The 25,024-nt window shown below is 43.0% G+C and carries 25 protein-coding genes; 24 read left to right on the plus strand and 1 reads right to left on the minus strand.

Annotated elements, in window-relative coordinates; all coding sequences use genetic code 11:
- Positions 1-16: 16 nt before the first annotated feature.
- The 18 genes from mnmE to NGM62_RS01615 all read left to right on the plus strand — a co-directional run bounded on the left by mnmE (position 17) and on the right by NGM62_RS01615 (position 18,763).
- Positions 17-1,378 carry a tRNA uridine-5-carboxymethylaminomethyl(34) synthesis GTPase MnmE gene (gene mnmE, locus NGM62_RS01530; RefSeq protein ID WP_262245423.1) on the plus strand — a complete coding sequence of 454 codons (1,362 nt, stop codon included), beginning with the start codon at positions 17-19 and terminating at the stop codon, positions 1,376-1,378.
- Positions 1,379-1,549: 171 nt separating this feature from the next.
- Positions 1,550-2,677, plus strand: coding sequence for a site-specific integrase (locus tag NGM62_RS01535; RefSeq protein ID WP_262245424.1), 1,128 nt, complete (start codon positions 1,550-1,552; stop codon positions 2,675-2,677).
- A 3-nt stretch (positions 2,678-2,680) separates the two neighbouring features.
- Complete coding sequence (locus tag NGM62_RS01540; protein WP_262245425.1) at positions 2,681-3,673, plus strand: hypothetical protein; 993 nt, start codon at positions 2,681-2,683, stop codon at positions 3,671-3,673.
- Positions 3,674-3,721: 48 nt separating this feature from the next.
- On the plus strand, positions 3,722-4,069 hold the full coding sequence (locus tag NGM62_RS01545) for a helix-turn-helix domain-containing protein (RefSeq protein ID WP_262245426.1): 348 nt from the start codon (positions 3,722-3,724) through the stop codon (positions 4,067-4,069).
- Positions 4,070-4,095: 26 nt separating this feature from the next.
- Positions 4,096-5,319, plus strand: coding sequence for a DUF5906 domain-containing protein (locus NGM62_RS01550; RefSeq protein WP_262245427.1), 1,224 nt, complete (start codon positions 4,096-4,098; stop codon positions 5,317-5,319).
- Positions 5,320-5,684: 365 nt separating this feature from the next.
- A complete protein-coding gene (locus NGM62_RS01555; RefSeq protein ID WP_262245428.1) occupies positions 5,685-6,017 on the plus strand; it encodes a MobC family plasmid mobilization relaxosome protein in 333 nt (110 codons plus the stop codon).
- Positions 6,014-7,216, plus strand: coding sequence for a relaxase/mobilization nuclease domain-containing protein (locus NGM62_RS01560; RefSeq protein WP_262245429.1), 1,203 nt, complete (start codon positions 6,014-6,016; stop codon positions 7,214-7,216). The genes NGM62_RS01555 and NGM62_RS01560 overlap by 4 nt, the downstream gene beginning before the upstream one ends.
- 34 nt (positions 7,217-7,250) lie before the next feature.
- Positions 7,251-7,883 (plus strand): metallophosphatase domain-containing protein, encoded by a 633-nt coding sequence (locus tag NGM62_RS01565; RefSeq protein ID WP_262245430.1) that lies wholly within the window; start codon positions 7,251-7,253, stop codon positions 7,881-7,883.
- Between the two features lie 163 nt (positions 7,884-8,046).
- Positions 8,047-8,274: a helix-turn-helix domain-containing protein gene (locus NGM62_RS01570; RefSeq protein ID WP_262245431.1), complete on the plus strand. Its 228-nt coding sequence runs from the start codon at positions 8,047-8,049 to the stop codon at positions 8,272-8,274.
- Complete coding sequence (locus NGM62_RS01575; protein ID WP_262245432.1) at positions 8,258-8,923, plus strand: hypothetical protein; 666 nt, start codon at positions 8,258-8,260, stop codon at positions 8,921-8,923. Before NGM62_RS01570 ends, NGM62_RS01575 begins: the two co-directional genes overlap by 17 nt.
- The gene (locus NGM62_RS01580) at positions 8,904-10,418 is read left to right on the plus strand and encodes an Eco57I restriction-modification methylase domain-containing protein (RefSeq protein ID WP_262245433.1); all 1,515 of its coding nucleotides are present in this window, start codon (positions 8,904-8,906) and stop codon (positions 10,416-10,418) included. The genes NGM62_RS01575 and NGM62_RS01580 overlap by 20 nt, the downstream gene beginning before the upstream one ends.
- 12 nt (positions 10,419-10,430) lie before the next feature.
- Complete coding sequence (locus NGM62_RS01585; RefSeq protein WP_262245434.1) at positions 10,431-10,805, plus strand: hypothetical protein; 375 nt, start codon at positions 10,431-10,433, stop codon at positions 10,803-10,805.
- 8 nt (positions 10,806-10,813) lie between these two features.
- Positions 10,814-13,357, plus strand: a complete 2,544-nt coding sequence (locus tag NGM62_RS01590; RefSeq protein WP_262245435.1) for a GIY-YIG nuclease family protein — start codon at positions 10,814-10,816, stop codon at positions 13,355-13,357.
- Between the two features lie 35 nt (positions 13,358-13,392).
- Complete coding sequence (locus tag NGM62_RS01595; protein WP_262245436.1) at positions 13,393-13,608, plus strand: KTSC domain-containing protein; 216 nt, start codon at positions 13,393-13,395, stop codon at positions 13,606-13,608.
- A complete protein-coding gene (locus NGM62_RS01600) occupies positions 13,608-15,389 on the plus strand; it encodes an ATP-dependent nuclease (RefSeq protein WP_262245437.1) in 1,782 nt (593 codons plus the stop codon). The genes NGM62_RS01595 and NGM62_RS01600 overlap by 1 nt, the downstream gene beginning before the upstream one ends.
- 7 nt (positions 15,390-15,396) lie before the next feature.
- Complete coding sequence (locus NGM62_RS01605) at positions 15,397-16,428, plus strand: hypothetical protein (RefSeq protein WP_262245438.1); 1,032 nt, start codon at positions 15,397-15,399, stop codon at positions 16,426-16,428.
- 11 nt (positions 16,429-16,439) lie between these two features.
- A complete protein-coding gene (locus NGM62_RS01610) occupies positions 16,440-17,771 on the plus strand; it encodes an RNA-binding domain-containing protein (protein WP_262245439.1) in 1,332 nt (443 codons plus the stop codon).
- Positions 17,772-17,785: 14 nt separating this feature from the next.
- Complete coding sequence (locus tag NGM62_RS01615) at positions 17,786-18,763, plus strand: hypothetical protein (RefSeq protein WP_262245440.1); 978 nt, start codon at positions 17,786-17,788, stop codon at positions 18,761-18,763.
- Between the two features lie 1,102 nt (positions 18,764-19,865).
- Here the strand turns inward: NGM62_RS01615 and NGM62_RS22145 are convergent.
- Positions 19,866-19,994 carry a hypothetical protein gene (locus NGM62_RS22145; protein WP_390936168.1) on the minus strand — a complete coding sequence of 43 codons (129 nt, stop codon included), beginning with the start codon at positions 19,992-19,994 and terminating at the stop codon, positions 19,866-19,868.
- On the opposite strand from NGM62_RS22145, the gene NGM62_RS01620 reads away from it, so the two are divergent.
- From NGM62_RS01620 to NGM62_RS01645, 6 genes are all read left to right on the plus strand, one after another.
- Positions 19,932-20,111 (plus strand): hypothetical protein, encoded by a 180-nt coding sequence (locus NGM62_RS01620; protein WP_262245441.1) that lies wholly within the window; start codon positions 19,932-19,934, stop codon positions 20,109-20,111. The two genes, NGM62_RS22145 and NGM62_RS01620, sit on opposite strands and share 63 nt — an antisense overlap.
- Positions 20,112-20,579: 468 nt before the next feature.
- Positions 20,580-20,963 (plus strand): hypothetical protein, encoded by a 384-nt coding sequence (locus NGM62_RS01625; protein WP_262245442.1) that lies wholly within the window; start codon positions 20,580-20,582, stop codon positions 20,961-20,963.
- 21 nt (positions 20,964-20,984) lie between these two features.
- On the plus strand, positions 20,985-21,395 hold the full coding sequence (locus NGM62_RS01630) for an SRPBCC family protein (RefSeq protein WP_262245443.1): 411 nt from the start codon (positions 20,985-20,987) through the stop codon (positions 21,393-21,395).
- A gap of 207 nt (positions 21,396-21,602) precedes the next feature.
- A complete protein-coding gene (locus NGM62_RS01635) occupies positions 21,603-22,037 on the plus strand; it encodes a DUF3024 domain-containing protein (RefSeq protein WP_262245444.1) in 435 nt (144 codons plus the stop codon).
- Between the two features lie 164 nt (positions 22,038-22,201).
- Positions 22,202-23,302, plus strand: coding sequence for a Fic family protein (locus tag NGM62_RS01640; protein ID WP_262245445.1), 1,101 nt, complete (start codon positions 22,202-22,204; stop codon positions 23,300-23,302).
- A gap of 237 nt (positions 23,303-23,539) precedes the next feature.
- Positions 23,540-24,457 carry a pirin family protein gene (locus tag NGM62_RS01645; RefSeq protein ID WP_262245446.1) on the plus strand — a complete coding sequence of 306 codons (918 nt, stop codon included), beginning with the start codon at positions 23,540-23,542 and terminating at the stop codon, positions 24,455-24,457.
- The last annotated feature ends 567 nt before the right edge of the window (positions 24,458-25,024 follow it).

Below are 25,024 nucleotides of genomic sequence, written 5' to 3' on the forward strand. Positions count from 1 at the left end.
TGCGTATCTTTGCCGTATGGCTCATCAAGATACGATTGTGGCATTGGCTACCGCCACCGGGAGCGGTGCCATTGCAGTGATACGGATTTCGGGTACGGATGCAATTGCTATCGTAAACCGTGTTTTCAAAGGCAAGGATTTGTCGATGCAACCATCTCACACCATCCACTTCGGGACTATCCGTGAGGGTGGCGAAGTACTGGATGAGGTGCTGGTATCATTATTCATCGGCCCGAACTCGTACACCGGGGAAAACATCGTGGAACTCTCCACGCATAATTCGCGGTACATCATCGAGCGGATTATCCAGCTGCTGATCAAGGAAGGTGCCCGTGCTGCTCAGCCGGGTGAATTTACGCTGCGGGCCTTCCTCAACGGTAAGATGGACCTCTCGCAGGCCGAAGCCGTGGCCGACCTGATAGCCTCCAATTCGGCGGCTTCGCACCAAGTAGCCATGCAGCAGATGCGTGGCGGGTTTTCCAATATCCTGAAGCAGCTGCGTGAGCAGCTGATCCACTTCGCTTCGCTCATCGAGCTCGAATTGGATTTTTCAGAAGAAGACGTGGAGTTTGCAAACCGGGAGCAGCTAAAAGGGCTCGTGTTGGAAATCAATACCGTGGTCGGTCGGCTCATCACCTCTTTTGAGCAAGGCAATGTGCTGAAAAATGGGGTGCCGGTGGTAATCGCCGGGAAGCCGAACGTCGGAAAATCCACATTGCTCAACACATTGCTTAATGAAGAGCGCGCAATAGTATCGGATATCGCCGGGACAACACGCGACACGATCGAGGACGAAATCAATATCCACGGCGTGTCGTTCCGTTTTATCGATACCGCCGGTATCCGCGACACGTTGGATATCATCGAAGCCAAGGGGGTGGAACGTACGCGTGAGAAAATGCGGCAAGCCCGGCTTATCATCTACCTGGCCGACCCACAGCAGGATGATATAGACGAGATCAACAGCCAGATTGTGGAGGTGGCCGCGCTGGGTGTGCCTTACGTGGTGGTGGTCAACAAAACCGATCTGCTCACACAAGCCCATAAAGAAGCCTTGACGGCTATAGCCCCCCTGTTTATCTCTGCTAAAAACAACGTGGGGGTAGAGGAGCTGAAGGAAGAACTGTTGCGAAAAGTGAATTTACATAACCTCGGTACTGACGACGTGCTCGTTACCAATATCCGGCACGTGTCGGCCCTGCAGAAGACCGCCGAATCGCTCGCAAAAGTACTCGACGGCATCGACAACCCCGTTACATCCGATTTCCTGGCGATGGATATCCGGCAGGCCCTGCATCACCTCGGTGAGATTACGGGCAGTGTATCTACGGATGACCTGTTGGATAATATTTTCTCGAAGTTCTGTATCGGGAAGTAGTATTTGATAATCATCGATTACAATCTATACAGATGTGTAATTTAATGTACTAAAAATCAATATGTTATATTATTATCGTTTACTTTTGTTTTTCATTGACTAATCTTTATTTTGTATCTTTTTGTACCTTTGGTAGGATATTTTAACGGAGGTACAAATAGGTACAAGATTATGGAACGAACCCGATCAGTCAAATTACGCGAGAAAGAATTAAGCGATGGGCGGTTAAGCCTTTACTTGGATTACTACCCGCCTGTTTACATCCCCGAGACGGGTAAGGAAACCAGACGGGAGTTCCTTAAGATCTATATCCATAAGAAACCTGCCAACGCTGCGGAAAAGGAGTACAATAAAGTTTGCCGGGCTAAAGCGGAAAGCATCCGGTCGGAACGGGAACTCCAACTGATCAATCGGCAATTCGACTTTGCCGACAGGTTGAACGCGCAGCGCGATTTTCTTGCTTATTTTAAGGAGCAGGTCAGAAAGCACAACAAGTCAAAAGGTAATCACGATAATTGGTATGGCACGTATAAATACCTCGAAATGTACACGAACGGACAGTGTACGTTTGGTGACGTAACGGAGAAATTCTGCGAGGGTTTCAAGGAGTTTTTAGGAACGGTCAAGTCGATTAGATCCAATACGGTTGGCCTTTCCGCCAATACCCAATACAGCTACTTCAATAAATTCCGGGCAGCTATCAAGGAAGCATTTCAGGAGCGACTATTTTCCGTTAATCCCATACTGCGAGTTAAAGGACTTCCCCAAGGGGAAACCCACCGGGAGTTTTTGACGTTGGAGGAACTGCGAGCCATGAAAGAGGCGGAATGTGATTTGCCCTTATTGAAACAGGCATCACTTTTTTCGGCACTTACCGGACTGCGATGGTCGGATATCATAAATTTAAAATGGGGTGATATCCACCATTCCGCGGAACACGGATATTACATCCGTTTCGTACAGCAAAAAACCAAAGGTGCCGAAACACTATACATACCTGATCAGGCATACGAACAATTAGGTGAAAGGCAGCGTGCTGAGGAACAGGTTTTCAAAGGGCTTAAATATTCAGATTACATCAGCTTGCAGATTTCCCGATGGGCACTGCGGGCCGGAATAACCAAGAAACTGACGTTCCACTGTTTCCGGCACACCTATGCGACGTTGCAGCTAACCATGGGTACGGATATTTATACGGTATCCAAACTGTTAGGGCACCGGAACGTGAAAACCACGGAAATTTACACCAAGGTCATTGACGAAAAGAAAATTGAAGCCGCAAAACGCATTATACTTTAGACAATGGGAATACTCAAACGGAATCCAGACAAGACGCTCAGCCCCGAAATGGGGTATTGGAAATACCTGCTGTTTGAGTATTTTGGAGCCTATGACGATGGTGGTCTTGAAACGCGGCTGAAAGCATTGCAGGTAGGCTGGTTGATCTTTAGCAGAGAGGGGAAAGCAGCTTATGAGTTTGCCGAGTTTCATAAGAACAAACGTCGCGTTTTGGGCGATGTATTGAAATATTTATATGTCATCATCGGTTTGGGTGGTTTTGTCCTATTGCTTTATGTATTTAACGCGCCTTTTTTCTTTGCCTTGCTGGCGTTTGTGCCACCAATAATAATCCATCTTTTGGCATATAAGCCCAGGTTAAAACGAAACCTACGGCACGTTGCGCATATTCTTGATAATAACCAGCGATTTACACAACTCATCAATTTGCCGGTTGGCGATCCGGCTGAACTGCGAGCGTTTATCGAGTCGTTAAAAATCGGAAGCAAGGATGCTGGCGAAAAGAGAAATGATGGTGAGGCCTACGAAACAGTTTCCGGAGTTCCGATCAGCGATTTCCAAGTGCAGCTTCGGGAGATCAGCAAGAGGGAGAATCAATTCAATCAAATGCCCATGCTTGAGGTGATTGACTTCTTTAACGTCATGTGTTGCCCAGCATGCAGCAAAGAAGTACCGCAAATGTCAGAAGCTGACTTTCTGTTGTTTCTGAAATCCGCATTTCTGCGGCATCCCCTACCGAAGAAAATCGTCTTGAAAAATAAAAAACCCGTCATCACAAGGATGATTTTCCATCAGTTCATGCTTGCATCGTATGATAAGCATCACGATAGAAAGGATATACCTAAATATGCAACCCTACTGTGCGATCATTTCGAAGGTTTTGAGTTCGAAAAGACTATTCGGAATTTTCGGACAGATGATAATCAACTGTTGGAAAAAATAAGAAACGATTACAAAAGTCATTTACATTTTTTACGGTATCTACAATCTTCATAGAGAACGCTAAAAATGCCCCTATCATTGCGGAAAACAAGTTTTTACGCAATGGAAAATCCCTTTGTATTATTAGACCAACGGCTTGATCGGATCGAGACGTTGGTGATGGAAATGAAAAACGGAACCGTAGAGAAACCGGCTCCGGATGGCTATGATATTATCGATATCGATGAAGCTGCCCAACTTTTAGGCATTGCCAAACCCACCGTTTACGGAAAGACTTCCCGGGGTGAAATCCCGCATATGAAGCGGGGGAAGCGGCTTTACTTTTCCAAGAAGGAACTTTTGGAATGGCTGAAGTCCGGGCGAAGGAAAACGCGAGCGGATATCGAGCAGGAGGCTAAATCCTATATCCTACGAAAAGGTTCGCCGTTCCATGGTAACCCCTCCTATTAAATTCTTGTTGACCAAATCACGTCGCCATGAAACAGGATAGTGATAACACTTATATCCGCGTAGGTACAACGTTGTATAAGCGGGTGAAGAAGCCGCTGATCAGCGGGAAAGACGAAGATATGCTGATTGTGTGGAATTTGGATACCATCAAGCAGGATTACCCCAACAATTGGCGGGAGGTTATCAAAGGTATCGACAAATACAATGGCTTTTGTACCATCCCGGAGCATTTGGACTACCGAAGAAACTATCAGGGTTTCTATAACCTCTATGAGCCGGTGGGACATGAACCCGAAGCGGGTACCTGCACAACGATTCTACAATTTATCACCCATATTTTCGGGGAACAATACGAATTGGGGCTCGATTATTTGCAGCTTTTGTATACCCAGCCCCGGCAACGGTTGCCCGTGCTGTGTTTGGTAAGCAGTGAGGGGAATACCGGGAAGACAACGTTCCTCAATCTATTAAAGTCCATCTTCGGCAATAACATGACGTTCAATACCAATGCCGATTTCCGGAGCAATTTCAACGCTGACTGGGTATCCAAGTTGATTATCGCAATTGACGAAGTGCTGCTCGACAGGAGGGAAGACAGCGAGAAAATAAAGAATCTCAGTACTGCCAAATCATACAAGGCAGAAGCCAAGGGCAAGGACCGTTTCGAGGTGGAGTTTTTCGGCAAAATCATCCTGTGTTCCAACAACGAGGAAAACTTCATGGTTATCGGTTTGCAGGAAACCCGCTATTGGGTAAGGAAAGTACCCACATTATCATCGCTTGATCCGGACTTCCTTTGGAAACTTGAGACGGAGATACCGGCATTTCTTGATTTTCTACTTCACCGGAAACTGGCCACCAAAAATAGTTCGCGCATGTGGTTCACGCCGGAACAGATTGCCACGCTTGCGTTACGTAAGGTGAAGTCGTATTATGTGAATAAGGTGGAATTGGAGCTCTATGAGACCATCCGCGAAATCATGGAGGCAAAGGAATTGTTGGACTTTTGCCTGACCAATACCCACGCCAAGATTTTGTTGGAGCGATCAGGTATCAAGGTATCCCGTTCTCAGGTGCGCCACATCTTGGAAGACCAATGGCGTTTGAAGCAATACCCCAACGCGTCCACCTTTACCACGTATCTGTATGACCACAGCGGCTACCTTTTGGAACTGGACGGCAAGGGCAGGTATTACAGGATTACCCAACAGGATTTGGAACGCATTTATGACGGAATGTTGACTTTTTAAAGTAAGGTGCTAATAATGAGTTTTTTGATAAGTCAACATTTGGTCAACAAATAGTCAACATTCGACAATAAAGTTGATAGACCGTCAACAATCGAATCCAAATGTTGACTGGAAAGTTGATTGAAAGTTGACCGGATAAACAGTAATAAATCAAGGGATTATGATGGAAAGTCAACATAGCAACATTTTTAAGGTTCACCTTTGCTGTCTTTTTTCTTTAGCCAGCAAAAAGAAAAATACAATAACAAACCCGTATCAAAAAAAAGTAGGTCGCTTGTGCGAAGCAAGCCATGTTTCCGTCAGACGGAAACGCTTGCTTCGGCATACTTACCACTTCGTTTATACGCATATTAATATAGCAATATATGGCAAGGCCGACTAAAGAGAAAAAAGACCAGCGTTACATCCGTTTCACCGTCCGGCTTACCGAGGTGGAATCCACGCAATTGGAAAAGCTATCTGCTTATGCAGGCTTGCAAGCTTCGGAAGTCATCCGTGAGGCCGTATTCAAAAACAGGATACTGCAAGCCAAGGTGCCGGTATTGGATCAGCAGACCTATGTGGAGCTGAAACGCATCGGTAACAACATCAATCAGATTGCCAAGCACCTGAATGCAGGTAAGGTTAACGGAGCGAACGTGCATTTGCGGGTGATTGAAAAGCAACTATCCATCATCCTAAAAAAACTCATCCAATGATTGCCAAACAATCCATCGGGAAATCGTTCATGGGTGCGCTGCATTATAACCTGCGGAAGGTTTTCAGCAAGCAAGAGGATGAACGTGCCGAATTATTGGAAACCAATTTTTCCTCGCTCGACAATAGCGTGGTCAAAAAGGAATTGGAGATCATGCGGTTACGGAACCCGAATTTGAGTCGGAACACCTATCACGTCAGCTTGAACTTTTCCGATAAGGAGCAAATAAGCAACGAGACGATGCTGGCTATCGCCAAAGAATATATGGAACGGATGGGGTTCGATGACAACCTGTATTGCATCTTCCGGCATCACGACACTTCGCATCCACATTGCCATATTTTGGCGTTGCGTAATCGCTTTGATGGCAAAGTAGTGAGCGACAGCAACAATTATCAGCGCAGCGAGAAAATCGTCAGGGAGCTCGAAAAGAAGTACGGACTGATGGAAGTTATTGATAGCAAACAATCGAAACACAAAGCTCCGACGAAGAACGAAATTGAAATGGCACTTCGTACCGGAAGCCCTTCAAAGAAAATGCTGCTACAGGAAAAAGTGGCGGTGGCCATTGAACGATCAAAGGATATGAGAGGTTTTATTGGCATGCTCCGTAAGGATGGTATCGACCTATTGTTCAACCAAGCCAGTACCGGGCGGGTTTCCGGTATTACTTATTTCATGAATGGATTTATGGTAACAGGTCGAACGTTGGGGCAACAATTTAAATGGGGTGCATTAATAAAGGAGATATACTATGAGCAAGCTCAACATGGCGAGGCAATTAGCCAAGCAAACAGCCGAACAAAAGCAAAATACGGAGAAAGAACAACGGGAGGAAGAACTAACTCTCGACAAGGCATTGGCCGAAATGTTCACCATGATTCTGGCCAATCAAAAAGTGCTGAACCGATTTCAGCAGGACATTGCGAACGTCATCAACAAGCGGCTTCCAAATTCAGTAGCTATGGATCGGCGGCTCGCGAAGATAGAGATAACACTTTTGGAGATTATCCGCACAATACCGGAATACAGCAAACAACAACGGAAAACGAGAAATCTTTTGACGGCGATATTTTTCCTGAGCACGATTCCGTTCCTCACACTGGTGGCAGCTCTTGGTTTGATGGCTTGGCTATCGAGATAACACCTGACGAAGATGACGAGCGGATCAAGCGAAAGAAGCGGGGATTAGGGCGGTAAACAGGCTGTTTATGTGTATATTTGCTGTATCCCAATGATGAAGGTTATCATTATTTCCGACACCCATGGCCAACATCGGTCGCTGAAATTGCCCAAGGGCGATATGCTTATCCATGCGGGCGATGTAAGCAAGCGGGGACATCCAATCGAGATTGAAGATTTTTTGGATTGGTTCAGCAAACAGAAATTCACTTACAAGGTATTTATCGCTGGTAATCATGATTTCTTTTTCGAGCAGGCGCATCCACGGATTATCGAGCAAATGATACCGAAAGGAGTAATTTACCTGAATGATTCCGGTTGTGAAATCGTGGGAGTGAGGCTATGGGGTTCACCTATCACACCTTGGTTCAACAATTGGGCGTTCAATCGGGAGCGTGGAACCGATATCAAACCCCATTGGGATCTGATACCCTTAGATACCGATATCCTCATCACCCACGGTCCACCGTTTGGTCTGTTGGATGAAACGGTTTATGGAAAAAGAATAGGTTGCGAAGAATTACGGCAGAGAGTCTATCAGGTGAAGCCCAAGCTCCATGTTTTTGGACATATCCATGAAGGTTACGGACAGTATGCCGACGGGGGTACGACCTTCGTGAACGCCAGCGTACTGGACGACCATTACCAAATGATGCATCAGCCAGTGTTGATAACCTTAAAATAATATGTTTCCGGTTTCCCGTATTTTATGATACGTTTTGTCGACTATTTTTGGAAGCATTGTCTTTGTTTATACCGCGTTACAAGTCGGATTAATTCTATCTCACAAAATGAGATGATAATCAAATTTTTGCTTATCTTGTAAAGCAATTTCAATAAGCTGAACGATGAACCGAATCAAAGCCGTATTGCAGGAAAAAGGCTTTACGCAGACGTGGCTGTCCGAGCAATTAGGCAAAAGTTATAACATGGTAAATGCGTACGCGCAGAATCGGCAACAGCCAAGGTTGGAGGTGTTGTTTGAAATTGCAAGGATCTTGGGGGTGAACGCAAAAGAATTAATTGAGGATATAAATAATATCAAAAGAAATAACGAGGGTGGAGATATTAGATGAAACAAAACAGGTAAAATCGAGAAAGCGAGTTGTAGACCATGGAGAGGTGTTTACTAATGAACGCGAAGTAAACGCTATGCTTGACATGGTGAAACACGAGACGGAAAGAATAGATTCTCGTTTCTTAGAGCCCGCATGTGGTAACGGAAACTTTTTAGCTGAAGTTTTAAGACGAAAATTAAAGGTAGTCGATAACCGTTATAGTAAAAGCCAAGTAGAGTGGGAACGTTATTCGGTAGTTGCTGTATCGAGCATCTATGGGGTGGATATATTAGAAGATAACGCCCAGGAATGTCGAGACCGGCTACTTGGTATATATACCAATTGGTATACTAAGTTATTTAAGCGGGTAAAAAATGAATGTATTCGGTCTGTGCGTTTTTTATTAAGCAGAAACATTCTTTGGGGTGATGCATTGGATTTTACTAATCCAGTGACCAAACAGCCAATTATATTTTCGGAATGGAGTACAGTTAACGGCTCTCTGTTAAAACGCAGAGACTATATGTTTAAGTTTTTAGTAGAGAAGACACACCAGTTTTCCCTATTCAATGACGAAGGTAATCCTGCTGCTATTGATGAACCAGTAAAAGACTTTCCTTTGGTACATTTCTTAAAACTTGGCGAAGATGATACAAACGAATTATAATCCCGATGTGCTCACTTGCCTAGCTAATTTGAGCAATGATGAAGTATTTACCCCACCAAATTTGGTGAACGATATTTTAGATATGCTTCCTGCTGAATTGTGGAGTGACCCCAATGCTAAGTTTTTGGATCCTGTTTCTAAAAGTGGTGTGTTTTTACGGGAAATGGCAAAGCGATTGACGAAAGGCTTAGAATCTGCTATACCCGATAAGCAGGAACGTATTAACCATATTTTTGGCAAACAGCTTTATGGTATTGCTATTACAGAACTCACCAGTTTACTTAGTCGGAGAAGTGTTTATTGCTCCAAAACGGCCAATGGGAAGTACTCGATTTGCGAAACGTTTACTACCGAGCAAGGCAATATTCATTATGAGCGTATGCAACATACATGGCAGGCTGGTAAATGTACGTATTGCGGAGCAAGCCAAGAAGTGTACGACCGCGATGATACTTTAGAAAATTATGCCTATAATTTTATTCACACAGAACAACCGGAAAAAATATTCAATATGAAATTTGACGTTATCGTTGGAAACCCTCCTTATCAGTTAAATGATGGTGGCGGAACAGGTTCAAGTGCAAAACCAATTTATAATTTATTTATTGACCAAGCTAAAAAACTGAATCCTAAATATCTTTCAATGATTATCCCTGCACGTTGGTATTCGGGTGGTAAGGGGTTGGATGAATTTAGAGCTGAAATGCTCAAAGATAAAAGTATAAGAAAACTAGTTGACTTTGCTGATTCTAGAGACTGTTTTCCAGGTGTAGATATTGCCGGTGGAGTTTGTTACTTCTTGTGGGATAAAGATAATAAAGGAATTTGTGAGGTGGAAACAAAAAGAAAGGAAGTCGTAATCAAATCAAGTCGATTCCTAGATGAGTTTGACACATTTGTAAGAGATAATTTAGCCGTAGACATTATACATAAGGTGAAAAAAAATAGTACTTCTTTCTTGGATACTGTCGTTTCAAGCAGGATGCCGTTTGGTTTAGTTTCAAGTGTTAAGCCAGAAAAGGAAGGAGACCTTGATTTAATCACTAGTGCTGGAAACGGAAAGATTTCTTCCGATAAAGTAACTAGTGGTACGGAATTAATCGACAAATGGAAGGTTCTGTTGTCTAAAGCTTCAAATGATCACGGAGGACAGCCGGATAAGGAAGGTAAAAGAAGGATCTTTTCACGCATTGAAGTAATGCCGCCAAAAACTGTTTGTACAGAATCATATTTAGTAGTTGGAAATTATGATTCGGAAACGGAGGCTAAAAATATGATGAATTATCTCAAAACGAAGTTTTGCAGATTCTTAGTTTCAACGATTCTCCTAACTCAGAATATTACCAAAAGTAAGTTCATTTTTGTGCCCAATCTTTCCATGAAAGAGAAATGGGATGATGAAAAACTATTTGATAGATATAAATTGACAGAAGGTGAGATTGATTTTATTTCTCAATTAATACGCCCGATGCATTCCAATGAAATTGATTTATAAACTAAAAATGCCATGTATCAAGAAAACTTCGGAACAAAGGAACAGATTTCATTCAATTCAGAAGCAGAATATTATGAACTTCTAGGGTATCTTTCAAAAAGTGATGGGGCTACCATACTTGTTTGGGAAGATAATGACCTTCAAGGCGCATGGGCAAAAGAAGGGAGAATACTATTTTTTGAGCAGCAACCATTAGCACTTAGAGCAAAGTTATTACACACGGCAGGAGTAGGGAATATTGTTTCAAGAGTAAATTGTAACGAATTTATATTGAATATTAGAGCAAATCATCATTTTGTCCTAGGTGAAACGCAAAGTATTCCTGATATAAAAGGAACTGTTCCGAAACAGTATATCTCTGATTTTGAGGCTGGTTTACAACTTTAATAAAACTGATGACAAATAGTGAATTTTTCCCGTCTCGTCCGTCAGCCAACCCAACCATATATGCCTATGAGTTGGAGGGGGTGTCTACACATATAGGCTTGCTCAAAATAGGCTATACTGACCGGGATGTCCGGAAGCGCATTAAAGAACAATTAGGTACAGCCGCTATCCAATATAAAATTGTGTTCGAAGAATCGGCAATGAAACGTGATGGCAGTTGTTTTACTGACCATGATATTCATCGTCTTCTGCGCAAAAAAGGTTTTGTCAACCCCGAGGGTGAATGGTTTAAATGTTCTCTAAATGACTTACGAAAAACTATTTGGGAAATTAAAACAGGAGAACGGACTGAAGCTAATCGTGTGCTGAGTTTTGGCATGCGACCGGAGCAACAAGCGGCTGTTAATAAAACCATTACTTATTTCAAGAGTTTTGAAAAAGAGAATAAACACAAGACCCCCCATTTTTTATGGAATGCCAAGATGCGGTTTGGTAAAACCTTCGCCAGTTATCAATTAGCAAAGAAAATGGGGTGGGCTAAGATTCTAGTGCTCACTTTTAAGCCGGCCGTACAAAGTGCATGGGAAGAAGATCTGATGACTCACGTAGATTTTGAAGGTTGGCAGTTTATTTCACGTAATGGATTAAGCTTTGAAGAGGCCGACCCGAAAAAACCAATTGTTTGTTTTGGTTCGTTCCAGGATTACTTAGGAAAAAACACCAGTACAGGTGGTATTAAAACTAAAAATGAATGGGTACATGCTACCAATTGGGATTGTGTCATATTTGATGAATACCACTACGGAGCTTGGAGAGAAAATGCCAAAGAACTCTTTGAAGCTGAGAGTAAAAAAGAATTGGAATTTGGTACAGGTGAAGGCATAGAGTACTTTGATGAAGAATCAATACCCATTACAACTGATCATTACTTGTATTTGTCGGGTACGCCTTTTCGAGCTATTGCCTCAGGCGAATTTATCGAAGAACAAATTTTTAACTGGACCTACTCAGATGAACAACGAGCCAAAGCAGAATGGAACGATAGTAATGGCCCAAATCCTTATGCTTCCCTGCCTAGGATGGTGATGATGACATATCAATTGCCCGATTCAATTAGTCAAGTTGCTGAATTAGGGGAGTTTGACGGATTTGATCTTAACGTTTTCTTTTCAGCAGAGGGTGAAGGACGAAATGCACGTTTCAAATACGAGGACGAAGTTCAAAAATGGTTAGATTTAATTCGAGGCGCATTTAGTGAAACTACTATTGATAACTTAAAAATGGGTGCAAAAAAGCCACCTTTACCCTTTTCGCATGCCCCGTTGCTTAGTGTTTTAAATCATACATTTTGGTTTTTGCCAACCGTGGCCGCGTGTCATGCTATGGCGCAGTTATTGAAACAACGCCAAAATAAATTTTACCATGATTACACTGTAGTCGTCGCGGCAGGCACACAGGCGGGAATCGGTGTGCAAGCTTTGCCGCCCGTATTAGATGCCATGACAGATAATCCGCTGGAATCAAAAACCATAACGCTTTCTTGTGGTAAACTCACTACTGGCGTATCTGTAAAACCATGGACGGGGATTTTTATGTTGCGTAACTCTTCAAGCCCCGAGACTTATTTTCAAGCAGCTTTCCGTGTGCAAACACCCTGGGTAATTAAAAATCCTGATAGCAAATCACCTAACAAAGAAGAAATTCTAAAACAGGAGTGTTATGTATTCGATTTTGCACCCAACCGCGCATTAAGGCAAATTGCTGACTACGCATGTCGTTTGAACGTAAACGAATCGAATCCAGAAAAAAACGTAGATGATTTTATCAATTTTTTACCGGTGTTAGCGTATGATGGCAGTTCGATGAAGCAAATAGATGCCGCGGGAATTTTGGATATTGCAATGAGTGGTACAACAGCCACGCTTTTAGCTAGACGTTGGGAAAGTGCATTACTTGTTAATGTTGATAACAATACCCTTGCTCGATTGATGGCAAGTGAAGAAGCAATGAATGCCCTCATGAATATTGAAGGTTTCAGAAATCTAAATCAGGATATCGAAACCATTATCAATAAATCCGAATCTGTAAAGAAAGCTAAGAAAGAAGCTAACGATCGCGAGTTGACGAAGAAAGAGAAAAAAGAACTTTCGGATGAGGAAAAAGAATACAAAAGTTTAAGAAAACAGATTCAAGAAAAACTCATCAAGTTTGCAACACGTGTCCCCGTGTTCATGTACCTGACAGACTACCGTGAGCGAAGTTTGAAAGATGTAATCACCCAACTCGAACCCGGGCTTTTCAAAAAAGTAACAGGTTTATCTGTAAAAGACTTTGAATTGTTGGTCAGCGTCGGCGTTTTCAACTCCGCGTTGATGAATGATGCAGTTTACAAGTTTAAACGTTATGAGGATGCAAGTTTGGAATATGTAGGGATTAATAAGCATCGGGGAGATGATGTGGGACTTTATGATACGGTACTTAGTCCTGAAGAATATAAAGCTGTATTTGTGAATGAAGAGATTTTTGATTATCATAATTTAAGCGATAAGTAATTTGTTTATTTTAAACCATTTAAATCTAAAAAGTAATGAAAAGACAACCAGTATATTCATCAAACCTCGCTTCAGTTGGTTATGATCCCGAAAACGAAATTTTGGAAATTGAATTTAACCACGGAGGGGTTTATCAGTATTACAGCGTGCCAGAATCAGTGTACCATGGATTGATGGGAGCCGGTTCCCATGGTCAGTACTTTGATAGGAATATAAAGAAAGCTGGTTACCGATATCGTCAGGTTGGATAATGAAAATAAAGCATATTGAGATTAACAATTGGCGATCAATCGTTAATACGGGTATTGAGTTCAACGAATTAATGATTTTTATTGGCCAGAATAACCATGGGAAATCTAACATTCTGAGTGCTATCCTGTTTTTCTTTGGTGAAATAGGGCTGCAAGATTTGGACTTTAATCAAGGCAATTCTGAATTATGGATCGAGGTCGAGTTTGACGAATTGACGGACAGCGAAAGAGTAACGTTTCAAAAATATGTAACGGCTTCCAATACAATTAAGGTACGGAAAACAGCAACAAAAGGAGGTGCGTTTTCTTATCATGGTTATTTGGAAGAACCTGAAGAGGAATGGTTGAAAGAGAGCAAGGCCTCGGAATATACTTCGAGGGAAAAAGCGAAGGAACTTCCTTTATATGATTTATTACCTGAAAGTGGAAGGCTTACGAAAGAAGTTTTTATAACTGCCCAAAAACAGTATATTGATGCTCATATAGGCAACATTTCATTTAGTTACACGCTTGAATCATCAAATTTTTTGGGAGTCAAAAACGTAGCCAAAGGTAGTTTGGGCGATGTGTTTTTTATCCCATCGATTAAGAAAGCCGCGGATGAGTTGTCCCCCAAAGGTAATTCCTTGTTTGGTCAATTATATTCACGTGTCATTAGCAAAATAGCAGAAACAGATGAAAATTATAAAGAAGCAAAACGGCAGATTAGGGAGTTGTCAAAAGTATTGAATAAAACAACCGAAGATGAGCAGCCTAACCCTAATAGACCACAAGAATTGTCGATGTTGGAAAATTTGCTTGACGATGAACTGAAGTCTTGGAATTCAAAGATAGATATACAAATTGAGCCGCCGAATGTTGATGAAATTTTCAAATTAGGTGCGAGTGTTTGGATCGATGATGGGGTAAGAACAGATATTGACCGAAAAGGGCATGGGCTTCAAAGAGCACTTATATTTGCTTTAATACGGGCATGGACGAAAATGTTGAAAGAGGAGGATAAGGTTGGCAGCAGTGAGGATACGACCGTTGTTACTGGCAGGAAAGGCTCCAAATCAGCTTATTTTATTTTTGAAGAGCCAGAACTGTTTTTGCATCCACAGGCTCAGAAAGAACTATTCGATTCATTAGTAACACTCTCAAAAGAAGAGAGCCAAATTATCCTATGCACACATTCAAGTTCCTTTATTAGTCTTGATTACTATAGGTCAATTTGTATCGTGAAGAAAAATGATTTACCCACCGGAACAAAAGTTCTTCAATGTACTGAAGAACTATTTGCCGATGGAGAACAACATAAGAATTTTAATCTTAGCTATTGGATCAATCCGGAGCGAGGTGAATTGTTTTTTGCAAAAAAGGTAATATTAGTGGAAGGCCCTACAGATAAATCGGTTATTCCTTTATTAGCGCGCAAATTAGGGGTGTTTAAATATGATTTCACATTGATTGATTGTGGTGGTAAAGATAACATCCCCCAATACGTTAAGCTATTGAATGGTTTCAAAATCTCATATACATGTGTTTATGATAAAGATCATCAGGAACACAAAACTAAGGGTGATAAGGACTCTGCGGATAGGAAATCTAAATTGATTGAAGATTGTGTAGACCCAGCTTTGGGGGGATCGGTAGTTTTAGTCAACGATATTGAGGAGGAAATTGGGTTGAGGGGAAAAAGTAGCAAGAACAAGGCCTTTGTTGCTATAGACCATGTTGCATCGGATGAATTTATCATCGAAGAGACGCTTTCTGAAAAAATTAAAATAATATATAGTTGATCAATATATGGCTACGATATCACTTAACCAGCAGCTTCAACGAATCGAAATATCTGGTTTCGAAATCGAAAATCAGGTGGTATTTAATTACTTCAACAATTTACCAGCTTCTGAGCGGGACAACAAACTCATCCGCGCCATTTATATAGGAGTGCTGGCCATGATGGAAGATCGTATTTCAGCGTTCCTTTCAAAGACCAGTAATGAATTGGGTACTGAGCTAGAGAGTCTTAAGATGATTTTCGAAATGAAGAAAGAGTTGTTCTATAAATCAACAATCAAAGGAGTGTTGGCGGAAGATGAAATTGCAGCATTCCTGAATGATTATTTCGCAGATAAACGCTTGAGAGATAAAGCTATGTTGACGGGGAATTCGATTGGAAACCTCCCTCGTAATAAAACAGGGGATATCGTATGTGAAGTTGATGGCCGAAGTGATTTGAAAATAGTCATCGAGTGTAAGTTTGATAAAAGCATAAAGTTAGGGCCAATAGAGGCGAAGGACGTTTTTACCCGGAGGGTGGATACCGCATGGAGCCAATTGCTGGAAGCTGAAGTGAATCGTGATGCCAAGGTGAGTTTGATTGTGTTTGATATTTCATTGGTAGATAACTCGATACTCAAGGCCTTCGACAATGTGGGATACATTCCCGGCGTAGGTTTCGTAGCTATTATCAATTCACAAAAGGGAGATTATTCCAATCTGGCAATAGCCTATATGTTGGCGAGGGACATCGCATTGAATGCTGGGAATGTGGAATTGGACAAGAACCTGTTGGCTGCTATTGTAAATCGTATTGTAAAAGATATAAACGAGTTGCTACAAATACGAACGTTGGTGGAAACGAATATTGAAAACAATAAACGAATTTTGCAGCAATTAGAAAAAAGCTTGTTGTTGATGGAGTTTAATCAACGGTATCTGAAAAAGTTTCTGCAAGAGGGTGTTTTAAGCAAAGGCGATTTGCTTGACTTTTATATGGGGGAGGAAGTAAAAGACAAATACAAGCCTATTGAAAAGGAGATTAGCGAGATTTAACTGAATATATAATGCCCGAAACCAACCGTATAGAATACAAACGCGAGCTCCATACCGACGTGGATATTGAAAAGGAGGTCATTGCCTTTTTGAATTACTACGAGGGCGGTATGATTTATGTCGGTATAGATAAGACAGGCAAAGTAGTGGGTGTTGCAGATGCGGACGGCGATGCGCTTAAAATCAAAGACCGTATCAAAAACAATATTTCCCCATCGGCCATGGGTTTGTTTGACGTGGTGGTGGAGGAACGCGAGGGCAAGGAGATTGTCAAAATCACCGTGGCCAGTGGCAGCGAAAAGCCGTACTTCAAAAAGAAATATGGGATGACCGAGAAAGGTTGCTTCATCCGTATCGGTACAGCAGCGGAGCCAATGCCGCAGGCGATGATTGATAAACTATTCGCGACCCGTACCCGCAATTCCATCGGCAAAATCCGGTCGAACCGACAGGATTTGACCTTTGAGCAGCTTCGTATTTATTATGAGGAAAAGCGCAAGCCGCTCAACAACCAATTCAAGAAAAGTTTGGAGTTGCTCACCGAAGACGGTGCGCTTAATTACGCAGCCTACCTATTGGCCGACGAAAACGGTGTTTCTATCAAGGTGGCGAAATATAGGGGTACGAATCGGGTAGACCTCATTGAAAACAACGAATACGGTTATTGTTCGCTCATAAAAGCCACGAAAAGCGTATTGGATAAGATTGAATTGGAAAACCGGACGGCAACGCAGATTACGTCCAAAGAACGGATAGACCGCAGGCTTTGGAATCCGGTGGCCATCCGCGAGGCCGTGATAAATTCGATTGTGCATAACGACTTTACCCGTGAGGTGCCACCCAAATTCGAGATTTTTGCCGACCGTATTGAAATCACTTCGGCAGGCACTTTGCCGGAGGGCCTCAATGAAGATGATTTTTTTGATGGGGTTTCCATTCCAAGGAATCGGGAATTGATGCGCGTGTATCGGGATTTGGAATTGGTGGAGCAGCTTGGGTCGGGAGTGCCACGGATTTTGGAGAGTTATGGAAAGGAATGCTTTCGGTTTATGGGGAATTTTATTCGTATGACATTTCCGGCATCGGAAGAAATTATTCGACAAGGTGGGTTGGTAGATGGGTTGGTAGATGGGTTGGTAGATGGGTTGGTAGATGGGTTGGTAGAAAGTCAACGGAAAATAGTAGAACTGATTAAGATTAATCCTAAAATATCCAAAAAGGATATGGCTGAAAATATCGGGATCAGCACGACTGCTATAGATAAACATATACGGAGTTTACGCGAAAGGAACATCTTAAAACGTGTAGGTGGAGATAGGTCTGGGCATTGGGAGTTACAGTAAAATAACAAATGATAATGGAAAGACTGGTACAAAATGGTAAAACATATAGCTACTATGAATATGGCAAAGAGCAAGAATTTGAGCAGGTGATTGTTGAACAGGCCGGTCATATTTTTGGTAGTAGTAGTATTTACATAGATATTAAGAAACGAATTGGCGATAGCATTATTACCATCCCGGATGGTTATTTAATAGACTTTTCTTTTGAGGCAGAACCTCGCCTGTACATCATAGAAAATGAGCTTTCAAGTCACGACCCCTACAAACACATTGGTTCACAGCTACTCAAATTCGCCATTTCCTACAAAGCCAGCGGGCGAAAAATCAAGACTTTCTTGCTTGAACATTTAATGGCAGATTCAGAAAAACTTTCAATAGCCGAGAAAAGCCTTATTAAAGCAGGCTATCGGAACATCGATGATTTTTTGGAGAGTATCATTTTTGAAAAGCCTGTAGCTGCGATTGTGATTATTGACCAAAGTACACCGGATTTAGAAAATGTGCTGAGCCAGCTAACTATGGATACCGATATTATCGAGTTTCAAACCTTTAAACATGGGAATGAAACAATACATAAATTCACACCTTTTAATGCTGAAATAAGGGAATTGGCAGAATCGCCGAAAACAAACTTAAAACCTGAAGAATTGAATACAGTGGTGGTGGCTGCTCGTGAAGAAGGCTTTGAACAAGAATTTCTCAATAATAATTGCTGGTATGCCATTCGCATCAATGCATCCATGCTCGATAAAATAAAATACGTTGCTGCTTATCAGGTAGCACCCGTTTCGGCTATTACACATTATGCAGAAGTGGCTTCTATTGAAAAATGGAAAGACACGAATAAATATATCCTATATTTCAAGGACAAAGCCCAATCGATTAACCCTATACCGCTTGATAAAGACAAAAAGGGGCTTGCTCCTCAGGCTCCCCGATACACTGCCATCGATAAAATACTGAAAGCAAAAAAAATGTCGCAAGTATTCTAAGTATTTGTCCGCTATTTGTATCTTTTTAATTTTAATTATCTGAAAATCAATTAATAATACTTTTTGCATCGGTAAATAGGGATATTCTGCTGCGTAGAGGTGGAGAATCTGGCCAAAGCACCAAACACGGCCCTATTTTGAAATGTTGATTTTTTTAATCTTGAGCAATTAGGTTCCACCGCGATACCCAGTCAAACGCCGAAATTTCGAGGATTTGTATGATTTCGTAGTACTAGCCGTGGCCTGGCTAGCACTTCGGGCCGGCTGCTTAGTACTACTGCACCGCAAGCTAATACTACTGAGCCACAAGTTAGCACTACTGAACCACAAGCTAGCACTACGGAGTTGCATGCTAGTATTATGGAGCCACAAGTTAGCACTGCGGAGCTGCAAGCTAGTGCTAGGGCGCCACGAGTTAGTGCTAGGGCGCCACGAGTTAGTGCCACGGAGCTGCAAGCTAGCACTACGGCGCCACGAGTTAGTACTACGGAGCCGCAAGCTAGTGCTACGGCGCCAGGAGTTAGCGCTACGGAGCCACGAGTTAGTACTAGGGCGCCACGAGTTAGTGCCACGGAGCTGCAAGCTAGCTCTACGGCGCCAGGAGTTAGCGCTACGGAGCCACGAGTTAGTACTAGGGCGCCACGAGTTAGTGCCACGGAGCTGCAAGCTAGCTCTACGGCGCCAGGAGTTAGCGCTACGGAGCCACGAGTTAGTACTAGGGCGCCACGAGTTAGTGCTACGGAGCCGCAAGCTATTACCATGGAGTTGCATGCTAATGCTACGGAGCCGAGAGTTAGTACTACAGAGCCACGAGTTAGTGCTACGGAACTGCGAGTTGGTGCTACGAAATCGACCCGAAGCACCGGTTTATGTTCATAAGCGGTAGCATCCCGGGATGCTGTTGGTGCATGGGATGCTGCCGGCTGAAGCCGCCGTGCACAAAACAACGGTTATGCTCAGCTGTAATAAGGTTGCTGCTGCGCAAAAGACTCCCGGTGCGTCGCAGGTATATCCGAAGCGACTAAATTGGTTGAGAAACCCTCACCCTCCTCGTGAAATACCTCCACTTTCCCTGCATGCCTGAGGTAAGATTTGACCGTGTCTATGCCACCATAAATCCAATCACGCGGATGGACTCTGTCCGCAGGAAATCGGCAAACCAATCGTCGTGATTGCCCTTAAGGGTAATCAGATTGTCTTCCTGGAGCAAGATCTCGACGCACTCGAACACCTTATCGTGCCGGTCTACGACATCGCCCAGCTGAATCAGCGCGTCATTTTTCTTATCGAAGCCAGACCGTTCGAGGCACTACTCAAGCGCCTTCGCCGCTCAGTGGATATCGCCTAGTACAAAAGTTTTCAATCGGGTCAAAGAAAACAAATATATGATGGTTTGACCAAATCAATCTTTGCTCGGTCGTATTGAAATCTATCCAAATGACTGCGGCATCCTTGTGTCTACCTTCCCGAAAATCAAAAACCGAAAAACCAACACCTTCCATACTGCGTATTTTGTATTATCCTCCAAAGCAAATCTAAGAAAGTATACAAAATACGCAACGTCCAAAATCTGATATTACCAAAGCAAGACGTTTAAAAACAACTAATTATAGAGGGTAATGGGATGACACTTGACACCCTTGCATATAGAAGATCATTGTGTATATTTGAGAGTTAGCGGTCATTGTAACGGGCGAACGTGCAAACATTTAACGACAGAAATAAGATAAGCAAAATAACGACATTTTTGACTTTGATAATTTTGACTTTGACAGCGTGTAACAACTCTGACAAATCAACAACGAATAACAAGACAATGACAGCCAACAACGAAACAACGACTTCTACTTGTAGCGACAACTGCAAAGCCCAAAACAAGACAAGGGAACTAAGTTGCAAACTGACAACGCCCGAACTTCAAAAACGAAAAGAAACTGTTATCGCAAGTCTGAAACAGCAAATTCTTGACAAAAAAGAACTGAAAGACGGTTACGCTTTTAAGTTCAGAGGAACAGATGAAGTTTTGGACGAACTGACAGATTTCATAAAAACAGAAAGAATGTGTTGCGACTTTTTCACTTTCGGACTTTCTGTTAGTGGCGACAAACGTGAAGCGTGGCTTGAATTGACAGGCGTTGACGGAGCAAAAGACTTCATAACATCAGAGCTTGGACTTTGGAATAAACAACGAAAGGCATAAACAATTAACTTAAAAACAAATATGGACAATAAAATAACAGTAACTGCAACCATAAATGCAGACGTAAAGAAAGTTTGGGACTACTACACCAATCCGACCCACATCGTAAATTGGAATTTTGCCGACCCAAGTTGGCATTGCCCGACAGCTACTAACGATATGAAAGTTGGTGGCATTTACAATGCAAGAATGGAAGCCAAAGACGGTAGTTTTGGTTTTGACTTTGAAGCCGTTTATACAGAAATTCACGAAGGCGAAAGTTTCGTCTATGAATTTGGTGGGCGACAAGCGTCGGTTGTATTCAATGAACAAAATGGACAAACCAAAGTTACTGTAACATTTGACCCTGAAACACAAAATCCGGTGGAAATGCAACAACAAGGCTGGCAAGCGATTTTGAATAACTTTAAAAATTACACAGAGACAAACTGAGAAACAAAACAACGAACCGCCAACATCGTATTGGCAATAGGCGGGCTGAACGGCTTCGTATCAACGGAAGTGCAAAATTCAACTTCTGTTCTTCGATTATGGTTCAGTGCTAAAAATCCCGCCCATCGCCAATACGCGGCACGTTAGCAGCTTGGTTCGGGCGTGCCAAGGATTTTGGAAAGCTACGCCAGGGAATGTTTCCGCTTTATGGACAACTTTATCCGCATGACCTTTCCGGCTTCGGAAGTGATCACCCCGCAAGTCACCGGACAAGTGTTGAATTTATTGGCGGTGGCAGACCAAACTGGACTAATTTCAATGGTCGAAGTTCGATTAAGGGGCTTTATAGAATCGCTACGGCCAGCAGACGAGGAAACTCGTAAGAAATTGGATTTTGGTTGTTCTTGGGATGGACAAACAGCTTTGTTGTCTGAAATCAGACCGCAATGGAATGATCCGACGAGAATCTTAGAATTACCCTTTGCTAAGCTTCGTTTTGTGAAGTCATCTAAAATCTGGAAGCTCTATTGGACGCGCGCATCTGGAAAATGGGAGGCTTATGAGCCACGACCGGAAAGCACTGAGCTACATAAATTGTTGACTGAAATTAAAAATGACGCGTACGGCTGTTTTCTTGGATAATCGGTAACTGAAACGCTTCAGTATGGGAGGTGTATTCCCGATTGCGAACGCAGTGTGTTCGCAATTCGATGCGGGGAATAAGTGTCTTATCTCCGCATATATTGCGGGGTATAACTTTTGGATGCGGAGATTGTTGTTTATATTTGCCGTATAATTTGCGGAGAATGTATATCCATCAATTACATCACTGGCCTGATTTTACATGGAATGCGGACGAAATAGCCTCGCTCTTGGCAGCGGTACGCTTTAAACAGGGGAAGCTTTTGGGGTATATGGAACACCTGGGTTTCGACTTGAAGGAGGAAGCGGTATTGCAGATCCTGACCCAAGATGTGGTTAAGTCCAGTGAAATCGAAGGGGAGATGCTGGATATCGATCAGGTACGGTCTTCCATTGCCCGTCGCCTCGGGCTGGATATTGTTGGCTTAGTGCCTTCGGGTCGGCATGTTGATGGTGTGGTGGAGATGATGCTCGATGCTACGCAACGATATGACCAACCATTGGATGAAGAACGATTGTTTGGCTGGCATGCGGCATTGTTTCCCACCGGTCGCAGCAGTATGTATCGTATTGTGGTAGGCGATTGGCGCAAGAATACCAAGGACGATCCCATGCAGGTGGTGTCAGGGGCGATGGGCAGGGAGAAGGTGCATTTCCAGGCACCCGATAGCGATAAATTGCCGGTAGAGATGGGGCGTTTTTTAACATGGTTCAACAGCGACGTTGCCATCGATCCAATGCTAAAGGCCGCGGTTGCCCATTTTTGGTTTGTGACCATACACCCATTCGAGGATGGTAACGGACGGATATCAAGGGCGATAGCGGACATGCAGCTGGCACGGGCAGACGGCAGCCCCCAACGTTTCTACAGTATGTCGGGCCAAATCCGGCAGGAGCGGAAACACTATTATTCGGTATTGGAGAAAACCCAATCGGGTGATTTGGATATCACGGAATGGTTAACATGGTTTTTGAAATGTCTGGGGCGTGCAATCGATGCTTCGGATGTGGTGCTGGCTTCGGTAATGCGCAAAGCTAAACTTTGGATGATGCCGGTAGCACAAACGTTCAATGACCGGCAACGATTAATGTTGAATAAATTAATGGATGGCTTTGAAGGCAAGCTGACATCTTCTAAATGGGCAAAAATTGCCAAGTGTTCGCAGGATACGGCTACACGCGATATACAAAACTTGGTCATAAAGGGGATACTGGTCAAGGACGAAGCCGGAGGAAGGAGCACCAACTATTTGCTCACAGTATAGCATTTCGGCTCCCATTTGTATCTATTTTCTATAAAATGTTATAAATACAATACAAACTACTTTTTGTGCCGGGGAAATAATGGCATAGGTGCTGGTAATTGATTTCCTCTTAGCTTGTAGCCTACCCCCCCCCGGTGGGAAAGCGAGGCGAGATCCGTGCCGTATGATTGGTTGCATTCTTCATTAATTTTTTGGAATGTGAAAAGTTATTCTGTAACTTGTTGCAAACTACCGTTTATGCTAGAACTCGTTATCGACGCAAGAATAGCTGCCTTATCCCCTGAGATGGATGTAAGGCGCATCTTACCCTTTCGTAAGAAACGTATGGTAGGCCCTTTTATCTTTATGGATCATGCAGGGCCCATAGAAGAAGCCGTATTGCGTGAGGCTAATGATATAGACGTATTGCCTCATCCCCATATTGGCTTGTCCACTGTCAGTTACCTATTTGGAGGGCAGGTCATGCATCGGGACAGTCTGGGTGTAGAGCAGATCATTCGTCCCGGAGAGGTCAATTGGATGACAGCCGGAAGAGGCATCTCCCATTCAGAACGGTTTGAGGACCCGGGCATTCTTAAAGGCGGACTGGAAATGATACAGACCTGGGTGGCCCTTCCGGAGAAATACGAAGAGACCAATCCTTCTTTCCGCAATTACAAACCCGAAGAATTGCCTGTATTTACCGACAAAGGCATCTGGATGCGACTCATCGCGGGTAATGCCTATGGTTTGAAAAGCGATGTAAACACCCATTCCCCGTTGTTTTACCTACATGTCAAGCTGGACAAAGGCACCCCTTTGGCCCTTCCCATGGAACATTCCGAAAGGGGACTGTATGTAGTGAAAGGTTCTGTGGAGGTAGCCGGCCACCGATATGGTCCCGGACAGATGATGGTCTTTACCAAAGGTGTCGATCCCCTCATCGTGGCACAGGAAGCGACAACCCTCATGCTTTTGGGAGGCGAGCCGTTAGGAGAGCGTTTTATTTGGTGGAATTTTGTCCATTCAAACAGAGACCGGATTGAACAGGCCAAAGAAGACTGGAAACGAGGCCGTTTCGAATTACCCCCCACCGACAACGAGGAATTCATTCCCTTGCCAGAAGATAGGACCCGGCCGGCTGGCAGTCCGCCTCCTCCACCGGCACTTTCTTAATTTGGGGGAAGTAGCTTGTTTTGATTCACACACGATCAAGCAAGCCCATTATTAAATGCAGTGAAAAGGTATACTATTTTTTAAGAAAAATATGGTATATTGCACTCCAATTAAAAACCTGAGGATATGTAACCTTATTATTTTGTAGTCATATCATCACTAAGCTATCGTTATGAATTGCGCAACTGATTCGAGGCTTCATGTCTTTGGGTTTTCTGTTAGGGAATCGCAGGATAGGTCATATACTCGGGGTTGGGAGGAAATAAAAAAGCCCCGAAGATAGTCGAGGCGCTGAATGTTTTATTCGTAATGTATTGCTTTTTTTATGGCACTCATGAAACATTTGGGTAAAAACATGCCTCCTGGTTGTGGACAAGAGGCAATCCAAATGTTTTCACAACGGAATAATCCTTATTGTGATTTGCTTTCGGCGTCAAAGATAACATATAATTTGGGTTATGCAAACGGAGAAACAAAAATTAGTCTGAAACCTTTCAGAATATATTATATAACAAACAAAATAAACCGATATGATAAAACGAATTTTAGGACTGGATTTAGGGACGA

It is taken from the genome of Parapedobacter soli (assembly GCF_025460835.1).
GTDB classification, from domain to species: domain Bacteria; phylum Bacteroidota; class Bacteroidia; order Sphingobacteriales; family Sphingobacteriaceae; genus Parapedobacter; species Parapedobacter soli.

Bases quoted from the DNA above. Each gene is read 5' to 3' on its own strand.
- NGM62_RS01555 (WP_262245428.1), top strand. From the start codon at position 5,685: ATGGCAAGGCCGACTAAAGAGAAAAAAGACCAGCGTTACATCCGTTTC.
- NGM62_RS01570 (WP_262245431.1), top strand. From the start codon at position 8,047: ATGAACCGAATCAAAGCCGTATTGCAGGAAAAAGGCTTTACGCAGACG.
- NGM62_RS01560 (WP_262245429.1), top strand. From the start codon at position 6,014: ATGATTGCCAAACAATCCATCGGGAAATCGTTCATGGGTGCGCTGCAT.
- NGM62_RS01615 (WP_262245440.1), top strand. From the start codon at position 17,786: ATGGAAAGACTGGTACAAAATGGTAAAACATATAGCTACTATGAATAT.
- NGM62_RS01545 (WP_262245426.1), top strand. From the start codon at position 3,722: ATGGAAAATCCCTTTGTATTATTAGACCAACGGCTTGATCGGATCGAG.
- NGM62_RS01595 (WP_262245436.1), top strand. From the start codon at position 13,393: ATGAAAAGACAACCAGTATATTCATCAAACCTCGCTTCAGTTGGTTAT.
- NGM62_RS01535 (WP_262245424.1), top strand. From the start codon at position 1,550: ATGGAACGAACCCGATCAGTCAAATTACGCGAGAAAGAATTAAGCGAT.
- NGM62_RS01580 (WP_262245433.1), top strand. From the start codon at position 8,904: ATGATACAAACGAATTATAATCCCGATGTGCTCACTTGCCTAGCTAAT.
- NGM62_RS01605 (WP_262245438.1), top strand. From the start codon at position 15,397: ATGGCTACGATATCACTTAACCAGCAGCTTCAACGAATCGAAATATCT.
- NGM62_RS01625 (WP_262245442.1), top strand. From the start codon at position 20,580: ATGACAGCCAACAACGAAACAACGACTTCTACTTGTAGCGACAACTGC.
- NGM62_RS01630 (WP_262245443.1), top strand. From the start codon at position 20,985: ATGGACAATAAAATAACAGTAACTGCAACCATAAATGCAGACGTAAAG.
- mnmE (WP_262245423.1), top strand. From the start codon at position 17: ATGGCTCATCAAGATACGATTGTGGCATTGGCTACCGCCACCGGGAGC.
- NGM62_RS01565 (WP_262245430.1), top strand. From the start codon at position 7,251: ATGATGAAGGTTATCATTATTTCCGACACCCATGGCCAACATCGGTCG.
- NGM62_RS01610 (WP_262245439.1), top strand. From the start codon at position 16,440: ATGCCCGAAACCAACCGTATAGAATACAAACGCGAGCTCCATACCGAC.
- NGM62_RS01635 (WP_262245444.1), top strand. From the start codon at position 21,603: ATGGACAACTTTATCCGCATGACCTTTCCGGCTTCGGAAGTGATCACC.
- NGM62_RS01600 (WP_262245437.1), top strand. From the start codon at position 13,608: ATGAAAATAAAGCATATTGAGATTAACAATTGGCGATCAATCGTTAAT.
- NGM62_RS01590 (WP_262245435.1), top strand. From the start codon at position 10,814: ATGACAAATAGTGAATTTTTCCCGTCTCGTCCGTCAGCCAACCCAACC.
- NGM62_RS01585 (WP_262245434.1), top strand. From the start codon at position 10,431: ATGTATCAAGAAAACTTCGGAACAAAGGAACAGATTTCATTCAATTCA.
- NGM62_RS01640 (WP_262245445.1), top strand. From the start codon at position 22,202: ATGTATATCCATCAATTACATCACTGGCCTGATTTTACATGGAATGCG.
- NGM62_RS01540 (WP_262245425.1), top strand. From the start codon at position 2,681: ATGGGAATACTCAAACGGAATCCAGACAAGACGCTCAGCCCCGAAATG.
- NGM62_RS01645 (WP_262245446.1), top strand. From the start codon at position 23,540: ATGCTAGAACTCGTTATCGACGCAAGAATAGCTGCCTTATCCCCTGAG.
- NGM62_RS01550 (WP_262245427.1), top strand. From the start codon at position 4,096: ATGAAACAGGATAGTGATAACACTTATATCCGCGTAGGTACAACGTTG.